We start from the raw sequence: 14,998 nt of genomic DNA, 5'->3' as shown, positions 1-14,998 counted from the left end.
ATAAAAATGGATAAAATCGATGAAATAATGAGCAAATTTATAAACGAGCTTGGCTACAAAGAGGCGTTTGAGATGTTTTTAAAGATAAGCTCAGGCAAGAAGCTGCGCTCAAAACTTCTATTAAAAATCGCAGGCGAGAGTGAAATTTCGCTTAAGCTTTGCGCTATCATCGAGCTCATCCACCTTGCAAGCTTGCTACACGACGACGTCATAGACGAGGCAAATATAAGACGAGGCAAGCCAAGCATAAACGCGCTTTTTGGTAGTAAAAACTCGGTTATGTTGGGCGACATCCTCTACTCAAAGGCTTATTTTGAGCTTACAAAATTTGATTCAAGCATCGCAGCTATCATCTCAGATGCAGTCAGCAAGCTAAGTATCGGCGAGATGATGGATGTGAAAATGGCTGAAAATTTTAATGAAAACGAGCAAGAATATTTAAAAATGATCTACTATAAAACAGCTGTTTTGATAGAAGCCACGGCTATTTGCGGAGCAAAGCTAGCTGGCAAAGATAGCGAGAAATTTGGAATTTATGGCAAAAATTTAGGCCTTGCTTTTCAGATCGTGGATGACATATTAGACATAACTCAAGATGAGAAAACGCTTGGCAAGCCAGCACTCAATGACTTCGTTGAAGGCAAAACTACACTCCCTTACATATATCTTTATAAGAGCTTAGACGAAGCTGGTAAGACAAAGCTTAGATCGCTTTGGTCAAAGAAGCTAAATGCTGGCGAAATTTCATGGCTAAAAGAGGAATTTATTAAGACAAATTCGCTTCAAAAAGCAGTAAATGAAGCAAAAAGGCTTGGGACTGAAGCGATAGAAGCGATAAGAGAGTATAAAAACGCCGAGCTTGAAGGGATCATAAAAAGCATGATAGATAGGGAATTTTAATGCACTATTTAGATATAAGTTTTACATATAAAAATACTGATATTTCAGTTAGAGAAAAGCTTGCATTTGATAGCGATGAGAAAAAAGAGCAAATTTTAAAACTACTAAGATCAAACAAAAGTATAAACGAATGCATGGTTTTAAATACATGTAACCGCGTTGAGATAATTGCAAGCGTTAGTGATCTAGAAAGTGCAACGACGCATGCGTTTAGATGCATGTCTGTATTTTCAGGTGTTTTTGAAGATGAGCTTTATGAGAGGGCTGATATTTATGAAGATAGCGGAGCCGTGCATCACCTCTTTGCTGTGGCAAGCTCGCTTGATAGCCTAGTCGTCGGCGAAACGCAGATCGTTGGCCAGCTAAAAAATGCTTTTAAATTTGCTTACGATAGCTCAGCTTGCGGCGAACAAATCAGTAAAATAATCCACTATGCATGTAAATGCGCTGCTAAAGTTAGAAACGAAACTCAAATTTCTAAAAACCCGATCTCCGTTTCAAGCGTTGCTGTGGCAAAAGCAAAAGAAATTTTTGGCACACTTGAAGGTAAAACTGCTATCGTCGTAGGCGCTGGCGAGATGGGCGAGCTAGCAGCAAAACACCTAATCTCAAGTGGCGCAGAGGTGATCATCATAAACAGAAGCTCCGAGCGTGTTGAGCAGCTAGTTGATAGCCTTGGTGACAACGCTAGCTGGGATAGCATTTTAAAATTAAAAGAGTATGTAAATAATTATGATCTAATATTTTCAAGCACCGCAGCCCCACACGCTATCATCACAAACGCCATAATCGAACCAAGAGAATTTCACAGATACTTTTTTGATATTGCAGTACCAAGGGATATTGATCTTATAAATACAGAATTTATTAGCGTCTATACTGTTGATAGTTTAGAGGAGATAGTAAGGAAAAATTTAGCTCTAAGAGAGGAGCAGGCACAAAAGGCTTATTCTATCGTAGGTCAAGGCACAAGCGAATTTTTAAAAATTTTAAAAGAAGATATGAGTGTGCCACTCATAAAATCGATCCGCAAACAAGCTGAAATTTGCGCTAAAAATGAGCTAGAAAAAGCGATAAAAAAAGGATATTTAAAGCATAGTGACTATGAGGAGGCACAAAAGCTCATTCATCAAGTTTTTAAAGCCTTCTTACATCAGCCAACGATGAAGCTAAAAAGTCTTGCGGACGAGGAGAGATCTAACGAGCTTTCAAATGGAGTTAGATTTTTATTTGATATAAAAGAAGAGCAAAATTTTCAAGTGGGAGATATAGATGAGATTTAGTAAATTTTATGCACCAACTACCAAAGAAGCACCAAAAGACGCCTCTTTACCAAGTCATAAATTTTTAATAAGAGGTGGATTTGTCGAGCAGATAGGCTCAGGGCTTTACAACTATCTGCCACTTGGAAAGATCATGCATGAGAAAATTTCTCGTATCGCACGAGAGGAGATGGACGAGGCTGGCGCGCTAGAGGTGAGTTTTAGCGTGGTTACTTCAAGCGAGCTTTGGAAACAAAGTGGCCGCTACAACGTCTTTGGTAAGGAACTTTTGCGCTTTAAAGACAGAAAAGAAAATGACTTTGTGCTAAGCCCAACAAACGAAGAAGCAGCCGTTGCTTTGGTGCGTGGAAAGGTGACTAGCTATAAGCAGCTACCATTAAATTTATATCAGATAAATACTAAATTTCGTGACGAAGCAAGACCGCGCTTTGGCTTGCTAAGAGGCCGCGAATTTACGATGAAAGATGGTTATAGTTTTCACTCTAGCAAAGAGGATCTAAAGCGTGAGTTTGATCTTATGGAGGCAACATACAGCAAAATTTTTACCCGTCTAGGGCTAAATTTCAGAGCCGTTGAGGCTGATAGTGGAGCTATTGGTGGTAGCGGCAGTAAAGAATTTATGGTGCTTGCAAGTAATGGCGAAGATGACATCCTTTGCTGTGAGGCTTGTAAATACGCTGCAAATATAGAGGCTGCTAGAAGAAAAGCTAGAACAACCGATGCTGAAGCGCCAGAGGCTGACGCGGCTAAATTTAAAACACCAGATACAAAGACTATAAAAGGTGTGGCTGAGTTTTTTAAAGTTAGTGAGTTTTACTGCATAAAAGCTGTTATTAAAAAAGCTATTTATGAAGACAAAGAAGAAGTTGTGGTCTTTTTTGTAAGGGGCGATGACGAGCTTCAAGAGACAAAGGCACAAAATGCTTGCAAGGCGCTCGAACTTGTCGATGCTAGCGAAGAAGAGATTATAAAAGCTGGGCTTGTGGCTGGATTTTGCGGGCCAGTTGGGCTAAAAGATGTAAAATTTTACATAGACAACGAGCTAAAAGGCGCAAATAATATGATATGTGGTGCCAACGAAAAGGATTACCACTTTGTCGGCGTTAGTGTTAGCGGGTTTAACGAGGAGAGATTTAAAGACCTTGTAAAGGTAAAAGAGGGTGATAAATGTCCAGAGTGTGGCGGAAATTTAAAGCTTAGCAAGGGCATAGAAGTCGGTCATATCTTTCAGCTAGGCGATAAATATTCAGCTGCGATGAACGCGACATATCTTGATGAAAACGGCAAGGCAAAGCCATTTTTGATGGGCTGCTACGGTATTGGTATTAGCAGGCTTATCGCTGTGATGATAGAGGCTAGCCACGACGAGAAGGGCTGCATCTGGAAAAAAGAGTGCGCGCCGTTTGATGTGGAGATCATCATCTCAAATTTAAAAGATGAAGAGGGCGTAAAATTTGCATTTGAGCTTTATGAGAGCCTTAAAAAAGCTGGCATTAGCGTTATTATAGATGATAGAAACGAGAGATTTGGCGTTAAGATGAATGATTTTGAACTCATCGGCTTCCCTTTTGCGCTACTTGTAGGTAAAGAATTTGCAAATGGTAAGGTTGAGTTCATAACAAGAGATGGTTTAAGCAAAGAAACGATTGGTGCAAACGAAGCCTTTAAAAAGATAAAAGAAAGCTTATGAGATTTTTTGCATTTTTGTTTTTTTTGATAGAAGCGATATTTATCTATCTTTTTGTTGATAAATTTGGCTTTTTAAACTACTTTCTTGAGGTGCTGGTCTCTGGATTTGTAGGCATCGCACTTCTTCTTAATGCTGGATTTTCTAGTCTAAATTCGCCTCAAGTGGCGTTTAAAAGCTTTCTTGGCGGAAATTTGTTTAGTCAGTTAGGGCTTAGCTTTGGCGGAGTGTTGCTCTTTTTGCCAGGAATTTTAACAGATGTTTTTGGTCTTGCTGTGGTCGTTTTTTCTTTGATATTTAAGAAAAATGTGGCAAAAAACGAGAGTTATCAGGAGTTTAAATTTCAAAATTTTAGCGAGCGTGCCCCAAGAGAAAATGAGGGCGAGATCATAGACGTTGAGGTCGTTGAAGAGCCAAAAAGAGTAAATTAGGAGTGATGATGAAAGAGATAAAAATAGCAACTAGAAAGAGCATCTTAGCGCTTTGGCAAAGCGAGCATATCAAGGCTAGGATCGAGGCGCAGCACAAGGGCATGAAGGTCGTGCTTGAGGGCATGAAGACAAAGGGCGACGTGATACTTGATACGCCACTTGCAAAGATCGGCGGAAAGGGGCTTTTTACAAAAGAGCTTGAAGATAGCATGCTAAAAGGCGAGACTGATATCGCCGTGCATAGCCTAAAAGACGTGCCTGTCGTATTTCCAGATGGATTAAAGCTCGCAGCAATCTGCTCACGCGAGGACACCAGAGATGCTATGATAAGTGAGAAATTTGCTAAATTTAGCGACCTACCGCACGGCGCAAAAGTTGGCACAACGAGCCTACGCCGAAAGATGCAGCTACTTATCATGAGGCCTGATCTTGAGATCATTTCGCTTCGTGGAAACGTGCAAACTAGACTTAGAAAGCTAAAAGAGGGCGAATTTGACGCGATCATTTTGGCGATGGCTGGCATAAACCGCCTAAATATCAAGGCTGAAGTGGCACACATCTACACATTTGGCTTTGATGAGATGATACCTGCGATGGGTCAGGGCGCTCTTGGTATAGAAGCTAGAGATGAGAAGCAAATTTTAGATCAGATTGATTTTCTAAACGACGAAAATGCGGTCATTGAAACGACCATAGAGCGTGATTTTGTAAGCGTTTTAGAAGGCGGCTGCCAAGTGCCAATAGGCATAAGTGCAAGACTAAAAGGCGATGAAATTTCTATCGATGCGATCGTTGGTCTGCCTGATGGAAGTGAGTTTATAAAAGATAGCTTAAAGACTAGCAAAGATAAATTTCAAAGTGTCGGCAAGGAGCTAGCGCATAAATTTATAGAAAAAGGTGCTAGAGAGCTTTTAAAACGGGCTGAAGAGATGGCGTAAGCGTGTTTGAGCTAAATTTTAAAGCAAAAGCCATAAGTGCTACCAAAAATAGCAAAGACAACTACTATATGATCGGTCTTGCAGACGACAAATACGACTACAAAAACTACATAATCTTTCAAAGACCGATCAAACTCAAAAAAGATGACGACGAAAACGCCGACATAAGCGGCCTATACGCAGAGTGCAACGGCGATATTTGCTACAACTCTTGCAAAAAGGTGAAGATCACTGATAAAACTATTATTTTTGAGGTGCAAGATAGCCGCATTTGCATTGATATTGAGGATGTAAAGCTTAACGAGCGCTTTATGAAATATAGCAAAGAGATATTTGGCGAGTTGTTAGAGTAGCTATAAATTTAATCAATTTGCAAAAAAAGATTAAATTTACAAAATTTACTGCCGTTTTCAAAACCACGATGCCATCTAGTGTTTAACCTAACAAAAAATTTGTGATGAGTTACTTTGGAAAAGACGTAAGTATACCGGCCATGCATAGGTGTGCGTTGAGCGCTAGTTTACAGACATTCGACAATGGAGTATAAATTTAGCGCTTGCATCTATTTAAACGGCGAGATAATACCGCAAAGACTGCGTCTGAAATAGCGATAGATACTCTGATAGCTATCGGTGCATGCAACAAATAATAAATACCCGCTTTGCTTCGCCTTTTTCAGCTATTTTTGGCTAAAATCGCCCAAAAATCAAAAAGGCGAAATATGGACTACATCAAGCTTTTAAAAGAAAATAATCTACTTCGTGTTATCGACGAGCCAACAGATATTGATCTTGAGATCGCGCACGCTAGCTATATCGAGGTCAAGCGTGAGGGCTCGCAAGCGCTACTTTTTACAAATCCTATCTGCAAAAAAACTGGGCGTAAATTTGCCCCAGTGCTTACAAATATCTATGGCTCAAAACACGCACTTGAGCTTATCTTTGGGCTAAAGCCTAATGAGATAGCAGATGAGATAGAAAAGCTTTTAAAGCCCAAAAAACCTAAAAATTTAAAAGAAAAGCTTGATTTTTTAGCCTATCTTTTTAATATGAGAAAAATTTTTACTAAGAGATTAAAAGGTGAGGGTGAGTGCCAGCAGGTAAAATTTATAGGTGAGGAGGCTGATCTTTTGAGCCTACCTGTGCTAAAGACGTGGCCACATGATGGTGGCGCTTTTATTACAATGGGGCAGGTCTATACGCAAAGTTTGGATGGAAATTTGCAAAATTTAGGCATGTATAGACTGCAAATTTATGACAAAAACCGCCTTGGCATGCACTGGCAGATACATAAAGACGGCGCAAATTTCTTTCACGAGTATAAGCGTGCAGGCAAAAAAATGCCAGTCTCTGTAGCTATTGGCGGCGATCCACTCTACATCTGGTGTGGGCAAGCGCCGCTTCCAAAGGGAGTTTTTGAACTTTTGCTTTATGGTTTTATCCGCAAAGAGCCAGCCAAACTTGTAAAATCCTTAACGAATGAAATTTACGTCCCGCACGATGTAGACTACGTGATAGAGGGCTTTGTGGATACGGCTAAGTGCGAGCTTGAGGGGCCATTTGGCGATCATACCGGCTTTTATACGCCTATCGAGCCTTTTCCGGTGATGGAGGTTACGGCGATAACTAGCAAGCGTGAGCCGGTATTTCACGCGACTGTGGTTGGAAAGCCACCACTTGAGGATAAATATATGGGCTGGGCGACTGAGCGGGTTTTTTTGCCACTTTTGCGAACGACCGTGCCTGAACTACTGGACTACAACATGCCTGAAAATGGTGTTTTTCACAACCTAATCTTGGCCAAGATAAATACGCTCTATCCAGCTCATGCAAAGCAGGCTATGCACGCATTTTGGGGCGTTGGACAGATGAGTTTTGTAAAACATGCCATTTTTGTTGGAGCCGATGCGCCTGAACTTAAAGATTATGATGAATTTACTAGCTTTGTTCTAAATCGTTTTGGTAGCCAGAGTGTGCTAATAAGCCAAGGTGTGTGCGATCAGCTTGATCACGCTAGTCCAAATTCGTGCTTTGGCGGTAAACTCGGTGTAGATGCGACGCAGGATTTTTGTAAATTTATACCAAAGCTTTTAAACGATGATGAACTTTTGGATAAATTTCAAAGTGTTGCGCCAAATGTAAAAGAGCTTAAGCAGTTTAAAACGGATACCAAAACGCCTATTTGTGTGGTGAAATTTGAAAAAGACTGTGTGGTAAAAGAGCTTTTTGACAAACTTTTGACATTTAGAGAATTTTTCAAACTCCTTATCGTTGTAGATATGCAAAATCACCTTGAAAACCCATATATGCTACTTTGGCGTGTGACAAATAATATTGATGCATTGCGTGATATTTTCATAGATGGTGAAAATTTCTGCGTAGATGCCACTAGCAAAGATGAGCGTGAGGGATATGCGCGTGGCTGGCCGCTACAAACGGATTGTGACCGCGAAGTAGTTGCTGATCTAGTTAAGCGCGGCATAGTAAAAGATGAGCCAGAGTTATTTAAAAAATTTGAAATATTTGGCTAGCTTTGAGGGGCTCAAGTAAATTTATAAATTTTGCTTTTTGCTGCGGATTTGAAATTTTTAATAAGACTTACTTAATCAAATGCTAGTGTTTGTTTGCTAATTTAAAAATAGCTTTTAGACTGGGTCTAAAAGCTTAATTTATTTTTAGCTCTCTTTTAAGAGCTTGCTTGCGAGCATATCGGCTTTTGCTTTATCTGTATCTTTTTTTACGAATTTGTAAATTTTAGATATATAATTTTCCAAAACTTCGTGGCAAGATATTACTTTTTCATTTTCACTTCTTGCTACTTTTACGTATTCGCCGCTATTTTGTAGCTCAAAAGCTAGGTCATTATCGCTTAGCTGAAGCTCTAAAATTTCAAGCAACCTCTCTTGAAGCCTTGGCTCAAAGATAGGTGTCATAAGCTCCAAGCGACGCTCTAGATTTCTTGGCATCCAGTCAGCACTTGAGATATAAATTTTTGGCTGAGCATGTTTAAAGTATAAAATTCTAGCGTGCTCTAAGTATTTGCCGATTATTGAGCGAACTTTTATATTTTCGCTTTTGCCTTTTATGCCAGGCCTTAGTCCGCACACACCACGAACTATAAGATCGATCTTCACACCTGCGTTTGATGCGCGGCTAAGCTCGTTTATCACATCTTCGTCGATTAGCGCATTCATTTTGGCAATGATCCTACCCTCGCTGCCTTTGCTAGCTTCTACTCTTATCTTTTCGATGATACGCTCTTTTATCTGAAAAGGCGACATGCTAAGAGCGTTTAGACGGCGATTTTTATTATATCCTGAGAGGATGTGAAAAAACGAAGTCGTATCTTGGCTAAATTCTTCTTTGCTCGTAAATAGGCTCACGTCGGTGTAAATTTTAGCCGAACTGCCGTTGTAGTTGCCTGTGCCAAAGTGCATATAAAATTTAAGCTTATCGCCGATTTGGCGGATGACCTGGCTAACTTTTGCATGCACCTTAAAGCCTGTGATGCCATATATCACGTGCGCTCCAGCATCTTCAAGCGCCTTTGCCCAGTGCAGGTTATTTTCCTCATCAAACCTAGCTTTTAGCTCAACCATCACGGTTACTTGCTTGCCGTCACTTGCGGCGTCTATTAGACTTTGAATTATTGGTGAGCTTTTATCGACTCTATAAAGTGTCATTCGAATAGATATGACTTTTGGATCTTTACTAGCTTCTTTTATAAAGCTTACAACTGGATCAAAACTCTCAAATGGATGCACTAAGAGCACATCTTCTTTATCTATGGCGTCAAATACAGATATGCCATTGCCAAATGGTGGTAGCGTTTTTGGAACATAAGGCGCATTTGCTAGGTGGGTAAAATTTTTGCTTCCAGCTATCTCCCAAAGTGAGCTAAGAGTGAGTGGAATGCTTGAAAAATAGACATCTTTATGAAAAATTTTCATATGAAAATTTAAGAAGTCCAAGATGTCAGCATCTACGTTTTTATCGATTTGCATACGAACAAAAGCCCCTTTTCTGCGAAGCTTTAGCCCTTGCTCAAGTATCATCATAAAATCATCTGCTTCTTCTTCTTCGATGACGATATCAGCGTTTCTTGTCACTCTAAAAGCAGCCGAGCTAAGTAGCTTATACCCTGGGAAAATTTCTTCTGCGTGGCGATGCACGATCGTTTCAATCGGCACAAAAACATTGCTACTTGGCTGTGTAAAACGTGGCAAGACTCTTGAAATTCTTATCATGCCGTATTTTAAAATTTCTGGATGTTCGATATCAGCAAGCTTAACGGCAAGAGAAAAGCTAAGGTTGTTTAGGTGCGGAAATGGATGAGTCGCATCGACAGCGATGGGAACGATGACTGGCAAGATATTTGAGAAAAAGTATTCGTCGCATTTTTGCTTCAAGCTATCATCAAGCTCATCATAATTTTTTATAAAAAGCCCCTCTTTACTAAGAGCATTTACTGTTTTTTTATAGTGATCTTCTACTAAATTTTGCTCATTTTGTAGATATTTTCTAATCTCTCTTAGCTGATCAAGTGGGCTCATGCCATCGCCACTGCTTGTAGTAGCTCCAGCTGCGAAAAGCTGCTTTAAGCCAGCAACTCTGATCATATAAAATTCATCAAGATTTGTCATATAAATGGCTATAAATTTTAGCTTTTCAAGTAAAGGAATTTCCTTTTCACACTGAGCGAGTACCCTTGAATTAAAGCGTAGCCAGCTTAATTCTCGGTTTATAAAAAGAGTTTCATTTTCGCTCATCATCTTCTCCTTGTGTGTTTTTGAGTTATTTTATGATATGTGCGGTTATAAAGTTCTTACTTTATTTAAATTTTTGGTTACAATAAGCCAAAATTTAAATTTAAAGGCTTGTTATGTCTGATTATGTGATATTGGTTGGTATCTTTTTAGTGGCAGTCGTTGTTTTTGCGCTTATTAAAAAGATATCGTTTTAGCTTTTAAATTTCTCCCACCACAAATAAGCAAAGATGAGCCCAAAGCCCTTGACTTTGCTCTCGTCGAAGGCAAATTTCATCATATCTTCTTGTTTTATGAAAACAAGCTCGATATCTTCGCCGTCGACGCCACCGCCAGAATTTACCTTCATACTCTCATCGATCTTTGCGTAAAACATCGTTTGCATATTGCCTCCAAAGCCAAAAGCACCGTATGTCATCGTGATACGCTCTATCTCTTTTAGCTCATAGCCCACTTCTTCGATCGCCTCTTCTCTGGCTGTTTGCTCTTCGCTTAGTCCTTTATCCATAAGCCCTGCACAAAGTTCGTAAGTAAAGCCTTGCTCGTTTGTTTTGATGCCTTCCTTTTCTTGTGAGTACCAAACAGCTGGGCGAAACTGCTTTACAAACAAAAAGGCATCTTTTTGCTCGTGATATAAAAAAATACTAACGCTATTCATCACTTTTACGCAGTCCCAGTCTCTTTGGACACCATTTTGCACAAATTTCATCTTAAATGGCTTTAAATATTTTGACTCATCAAGAGGCAGAATTTCTAAATTAGTTATAGTAGTATCCATTTTGCAAGTCCTAAAAAGCTAAAAAATCCTATCGCATCAGTAAAAGTAGTAAGAATGACGGCTGAACCAACGGCAGGATCTATGTTAAAGCGCCTTAGCGTCAAAGGTATGATCGTGCCAAAAAAGCCAGCAAAGAATAAATTCGTAACCATGCTAAGCCCGATAACAACGCCAAGCATACCTTTGTCAAACCAAACAGAGGCGATTATGCCCATTACCACACCAAAGATTAGTCCATTTATGAGTGAAATACTAACCTCACGTTTTAGAACATTTTTGGCATCTTTGAACTCTATCTCGCCAAGTGCCAAACGGCGAACCGTAACGGCAAGCGCTTGTGTGCCGGTATTTCCACCCATTGATGCAACTATTGGCATTAAAACAGCAAGAGCGACGTAGGCTGCGATTGTCTCGTCAAAAAGTCCTATTATAGATGAGCTAAAAAGAGCTGTTATTAAATTTACGCCAAGCCAAACTGCACGACCACGACCAGCCTTAAAAAGTGTATCGTCCTCTTCTGACTCGTCATCAACGCCGGCTAGATTATAAATTTGCTCAGTTGCACTCTCTTGAATGTAGTCGTGGATGTCATCAGACGTGATACGACCAAGTAAGATTCCAGTGCTACTTGTAACTGCAATAACGTTTAGATCGTACTCTTGAAACATATCAGCGACATTTTGCATAAGGTCCATATCATTTGCAACATGCGGCTTGTAGTGATCGATCTGCGCTGACTCGATATTTTGCTTTAGCGTCTTTGTAAAATCAAAAAGTATAAGATCTTCAAGTGGGATAGCGTATTGCAAAACACCGTCTTTATCTATAATGAAAAGCTGTGAGATATTTTCTAGCTTGCCTTCTTGCTTTTCTCGTCTAAGCCTTGCTACTGCATTGCCAAGCTTTTCTTCAAGGTGAGCCGAAAAAAGCTCTGTTTGCATGTGAGCACCAGCTCTATCTTCTTCGTAGCTTCTAAGTCTTAAAATTTCATTTTGGTTTTCTCTATCAAGCTCATTAAAAAGCTCTCTAGCTTTATCCTCATCGATATCCTCGATGTATTGAAGCAAATCAGTCGCATCATCACTCTCTAGCTCTTCAAGTGCTTCTACGATCTTTTCGGCTGGAAGTTGTTCGATCACATCTTTTAGCATGTGATCAGGTAGCTCGATAGCAACATCACCTAAAATTTCAGGATCTAGCTTCTCAAGATAGTGAGCAAAAAGCTCCTCGTCGTGCTTTTTAAGTGTTTTTAGGTGTTGGGCTAGCTCGTAAGGCGAGAGTTCATTGTCTTCTAAATTTTCATCTAAATGCTGATCTATCAGCTCTTTTGCTTCTTCTAGTTCTTGGCTCAAGTTTTACCTTTAAAATTCTATTACATTAGGGAAAAATTCCACTTTGTGGTACTCTTTTTCGTTGCTTAAAGCATTTTTTATTAGCTCGTCATTTTTGCTAACAACTGCCTTAAATTTAGCTGATTCTTTCTTATCCTCTAGGCTTTTAACGACTTTTATTGCACTTTCTGGATTTATAGGTTTATTGTCTCTATAAAGACCAAAATGAAGATGTGGCCCTGTGCTCATACCGCTTGTGCCAACGTAAGCTATAAGCGTGCCTTGCTTGACTTTTAGTCCGCCTTTTATGCCTTTAGCAAAGCCATTTAGGTGAGCATAAAGTGTCTCGTAGCCACCAGCGTGAGAGATGATGACGGTTCTGCCATATCCGCTTTTTTGTCCGACAAATTTAACCGTGCCATCACCTGCGGCTTTGATTGGTGTGCCTTTTGGAGCACCGTAGTCAACGCCAAGGTGCGCTCTATATCTTTGGAGAATAGGGTGCCATCTTTTTAGAGTAAAAGCTGATGTGATTCTGGCGTTTGTAAGAGGGCGAACAAGTAAAAATTTATCATTTTTTTTACCATTTTTATCATAAAATTTATCTTCAAATTTATACATAACATATCGTTTATTTTTCGTTTCTATCATCGCAGCATAAATTTCTGGAGTACCAAAAGAGCGGCCCATGCGTATTTTTTGATTATAAACGATAGCAATTGTATCGCCTTTGTTTATCTTTTTAAAATCAATACCACTTCCTTTAAAGATTTCTTTAAAGCCAAGGGCTAATGTGCCAGAGCCGGTGTAGTCAAAAATGTCTTCAGAGACTGATTTGTCCACCTTTAAAGCTAAAAATTTATCCTCACTTTGATAAGAAATGGGGAGAAATTCTAGTTTAAATTTATCATTATCATCTCTAAAAATATGCATTTGAAGCTCGTCACTAACAGGGATTAGTACTTGTTTGGTGTTGCCGTTGTCGTCTTTATAAATTTGATACTTTGTGCCAGCGATGATCTCTTCTGTTAGCTCTTGATCTTCGGTTGCTAAGTTGTAGTAAAGTGAAAGTGGGATTTTGTTTGTCTCTAAGAAATTTAAGAAGTTACTTCCATTTGGCCAGCTAAGCTCTTCGACACTTGGCTTTATAGCGTATAAATTTATAGATAATATTGCAAAAATTATAAAAATACGAGGCATTAATGTCCTTTTAAAAAGCTGGTGGGATTTTAACTAAAACTTGCTTTAATTTTGCAAAAGATAAAGCATTTTAGGCTATAATCGCTCTAAAAATTTAAACCTAGGAGATATTTTTGAAACGTATATTTGTGATTTTATCGCTAGTTTTTGGCTTTGCTTTTGGGGCCGATTTTTCTTTAAATGAGTATAGAACTCCTATAATTAGCGTCGATAGTGATGGCACAGCGACGATAGTTGATAGTCCAGAAATTTTAATCGGCTCAAGTGGAGTTGTGCTTCATAAATTTGACACTGATAGCTCTATCATCGCAAGAGTTAGCGTTATCTCAAAAAATTCTGGTTTTGCTAAGATTAGATTTGAGGTGTTTGATCTGCTTGAACAAAAGGCACTCCCGCTTCCAGGTATTGCACCTGTAAATGGCGATATGGTCGTGCTAAACTATCTTTATAACCGCTCATTAATCATCGTGCCAAATAAAGAAATTTACGAAGAGATCACTTCTACGTTTCCAAATATGATATTTATTCACCCAGATATTATAGGAGCGTATCTAAGCTACGAGTACAAGCCAAATCCAAGCAGAGATGACTTTAGAAAAATGTGCGCTCAAAGTGCAGCTGGTTTAATTTTCGTAGCAATGGATGGCAGAAGCGTTTTTGCTGATTGCCAAAGCTTTAAAGTGTTAAAAGAATTTAAAAGTGGTGAGGTCGAGTACTATCAGCTGCCATTTTATACAAGAGTTAGCGACATAGACACTGTGTTTTGGAAGCTAAATAGTGAGCATATCAACAACTACGACGCTCACTACGAAAAACTTTTTGAAGAAGATAACTGATAAATGAGCCGTTTGTCCTTAAGTAAGCAAAATTTAAAGGAGTTTTTAAATTTGCTTCCAACGCTTAAGGACAAAGAGCTCTTTCACTATGCCTCAAGCCTTAGTTTTCATACGATTTTATCGATCATTCCGATACTTCTTATATCGTTTTCTATCTTTACAAAATTGCCTAGTTTTGAGGATTATTACGCCAAGATTCAAGACTTTATATTTTCGGCTCTTTTGCCAAGTAACCAAGAGATCATCTCAAACTACTTGCAAAATTTCTTACAAAATAGCGGAAATTTAGGCATAGTTGGCTTTGTAGCGATGATATTTACATCGGCTATGTTTTTTAGCGACTATGAATATGTAGTTTTAAAAGTGACACGTGCAAGTAAGGCTAGAGGATTTTGGTCAGCACTTAGCTCGTATTGGACACTTATCACGCTCGCGCCACTTGGTCTTGCTGGTAGTTTTTATCTTTCAAGCTTCATTCAAGAGATGCTAAACTCAAACGTGATCACAAACTCGATAAATTTTTTAAGCATATTCCCATATCTCATCATCTGGGCGATATTTTGCATCACATATCTCATCTCAGTAAATGACGAGATAAAGTTTAAAAGCGCATTTTTTAGCTCGTTTGCAGCCTCGCTTGTTTGGTATCTTGGAAAGTCGGCCTTTGTCTATTACGTCCTTTACAACAAGACCTATCTAAGCGTTTATGGCTCGTTTTCAGCAGTGCTTTTCTTCTTTGTTTGGATCTATATATCGTGGATCATCTTTTTATATGGACTAAAGCTTTGTGCTTATCTCTCAAACAGTTCAAAATTTAAAAGATAAATTTAATAGTTAGTACCAGCTGGC

General features: G+C 39.1%; 12 protein-coding genes and 1 pseudogene. 9 read left to right on the top strand and 4 right to left on the bottom strand.

The window, feature by feature from the left end; translation table 11 throughout:
- The first annotated feature begins 6 nt into the window (after nt 1-6).
- The 7 genes from CVS93_RS02585 to CVS93_RS02555 all read left to right on the top strand — a co-directional run bounded on the left by CVS93_RS02585 (nt 7) and on the right by CVS93_RS02555 (nt 7,769).
- Nucleotides 7-900, top strand: a complete 894-nt coding sequence (locus CVS93_RS02585) for a polyprenyl synthetase family protein (protein WP_107686464.1) — start codon at nt 7-9, stop codon at nt 898-900.
- Nucleotides 900-2,183, top strand: coding sequence for a glutamyl-tRNA reductase (gene hemA / locus CVS93_RS02580; RefSeq protein WP_107686463.1), 1,284 nt, complete (start codon nt 900-902; stop codon nt 2,181-2,183). The genes CVS93_RS02585 and hemA overlap by 1 nt, the downstream gene beginning before the upstream one ends.
- The gene (locus CVS93_RS02575) at nt 2,173-3,873 is read left to right on the top strand and encodes a proline--tRNA ligase (protein WP_107686462.1); all 1,701 of its coding nucleotides are present in this window, start codon (nt 2,173-2,175) and stop codon (nt 3,871-3,873) included. Before hemA ends, CVS93_RS02575 begins: the two co-directional genes overlap by 11 nt.
- Nucleotides 3,870-4,301, top strand: coding sequence for an FxsA family protein (locus CVS93_RS02570; RefSeq protein ID WP_107686461.1), 432 nt, complete (start codon nt 3,870-3,872; stop codon nt 4,299-4,301). Before CVS93_RS02575 ends, CVS93_RS02570 begins: the two co-directional genes overlap by 4 nt.
- 8 nt (nt 4,302-4,309) lie before the next feature.
- Entirely contained in the window at nt 4,310-5,239 is a 930-nt protein-coding gene (gene hemC / locus CVS93_RS02565; RefSeq protein ID WP_107686460.1) for a hydroxymethylbilane synthase, read from the top strand.
- 2 nt (nt 5,240-5,241) lie between these two features.
- Nucleotides 5,242-5,592 carry an Imm10 family immunity protein gene (locus CVS93_RS02560; protein WP_107686459.1) on the top strand — a complete coding sequence of 117 codons (351 nt, stop codon included), beginning with the start codon at nt 5,242-5,244 and terminating at the stop codon, nt 5,590-5,592.
- A 368-nt stretch (nt 5,593-5,960) separates the two neighbouring features.
- On the top strand, nt 5,961-7,769 hold the full coding sequence (locus CVS93_RS02555) for a menaquinone biosynthesis decarboxylase (protein WP_107686458.1): 1,809 nt from the start codon (nt 5,961-5,963) through the stop codon (nt 7,767-7,769).
- Between the two features lie 144 nt (nt 7,770-7,913).
- Here CVS93_RS02555 and CVS93_RS02550 read toward each other — a convergent pair.
- The 4 genes and pseudogenes from CVS93_RS02550 to CVS93_RS02535 form a co-directional block, all read right to left on the bottom strand.
- A pseudogene (locus CVS93_RS02550) lies at nt 7,914-10,019 on the bottom strand (RNA degradosome polyphosphate kinase); the annotation flags it as partial.
- Between the two features lie 178 nt (nt 10,020-10,197).
- Nucleotides 10,198-10,782: an NUDIX domain-containing protein gene (locus CVS93_RS02545; RefSeq protein WP_107686456.1), complete on the bottom strand. Its 585-nt coding sequence runs from the start codon at nt 10,780-10,782 to the stop codon at nt 10,198-10,200.
- Nucleotides 10,767-12,134, bottom strand: coding sequence for a magnesium transporter (mgtE, locus tag CVS93_RS02540; RefSeq protein ID WP_107686455.1), 1,368 nt, complete (start codon nt 12,132-12,134; stop codon nt 10,767-10,769). Before mgtE ends, CVS93_RS02545 begins: the two co-directional genes overlap by 16 nt.
- A 9-nt stretch (nt 12,135-12,143) precedes the next feature.
- Entirely contained in the window at nt 12,144-13,313 is a 1,170-nt protein-coding gene (locus tag CVS93_RS02535) for a peptidoglycan DD-metalloendopeptidase family protein (protein ID WP_103618612.1), read from the bottom strand.
- Between the two features lie 113 nt (nt 13,314-13,426).
- Between CVS93_RS02535 and CVS93_RS02530 the strand changes: the two genes are divergently transcribed.
- Both CVS93_RS02530 and CVS93_RS02525 read left to right on the top strand, forming a co-directional pair.
- Nucleotides 13,427-14,149: a plasminogen-binding N-terminal domain-containing protein gene (locus CVS93_RS02530; protein ID WP_107686454.1), complete on the top strand. Its 723-nt coding sequence runs from the start codon at nt 13,427-13,429 to the stop codon at nt 14,147-14,149.
- A gap of 3 nt (nt 14,150-14,152) precedes the next feature.
- Nucleotides 14,153-14,974, top strand: a complete 822-nt coding sequence (locus CVS93_RS02525; RefSeq protein WP_107686453.1) for a YihY family inner membrane protein — start codon at nt 14,153-14,155, stop codon at nt 14,972-14,974.
- Nucleotides 14,975-14,998 lie beyond the last annotated feature (24 nt).

Origin of the sequence: Campylobacter concisus, from assembly GCF_003048535.1 — a bacterium.
GTDB lineage: Bacteria > Campylobacterota > Campylobacteria > Campylobacterales > Campylobacteraceae > Campylobacter_A > Campylobacter_A concisus_S.
The sequence above is the reverse complement of the archived record's forward strand: the minus strand, read 5'-3'. Positions and strand labels throughout refer to the sequence as shown.

What these genes read in the sequence shown, in the direction of transcription:
- CVS93_RS02585 (WP_107686464.1), top strand. Translation starts at nt 7, where the DNA reads ATGGATAAAATCGATGAAATAATGAGCAAATTTATAAACGAGCTTGGC.
- CVS93_RS02555 (WP_107686458.1), top strand. Translation starts at nt 5,961, where the DNA reads ATGGACTACATCAAGCTTTTAAAAGAAAATAATCTACTTCGTGTTATC.
- CVS93_RS02525 (WP_107686453.1), top strand. Translation starts at nt 14,153, where the DNA reads ATGAGCCGTTTGTCCTTAAGTAAGCAAAATTTAAAGGAGTTTTTAAAT.
- hemC (WP_107686460.1), top strand. Translation starts at nt 4,310, where the DNA reads ATGAAAGAGATAAAAATAGCAACTAGAAAGAGCATCTTAGCGCTTTGG.
- CVS93_RS02570 (WP_107686461.1), top strand. Translation starts at nt 3,870, where the DNA reads ATGAGATTTTTTGCATTTTTGTTTTTTTTGATAGAAGCGATATTTATC.
- CVS93_RS02545 (WP_107686456.1), bottom strand. Translation starts at nt 10,782, where the DNA reads ATGGATACTACTATAACTAATTTAGAAATTCTGCCTCTTGATGAGTCA.
- CVS93_RS02575 (WP_107686462.1), top strand. Translation starts at nt 2,173, where the DNA reads ATGAGATTTAGTAAATTTTATGCACCAACTACCAAAGAAGCACCAAAA.
- hemA (WP_107686463.1), top strand. Translation starts at nt 900, where the DNA reads ATGCACTATTTAGATATAAGTTTTACATATAAAAATACTGATATTTCA.
- CVS93_RS02535 (WP_103618612.1), bottom strand. Translation starts at nt 13,313, where the DNA reads ATGCCTCGTATTTTTATAATTTTTGCAATATTATCTATAAATTTATAC.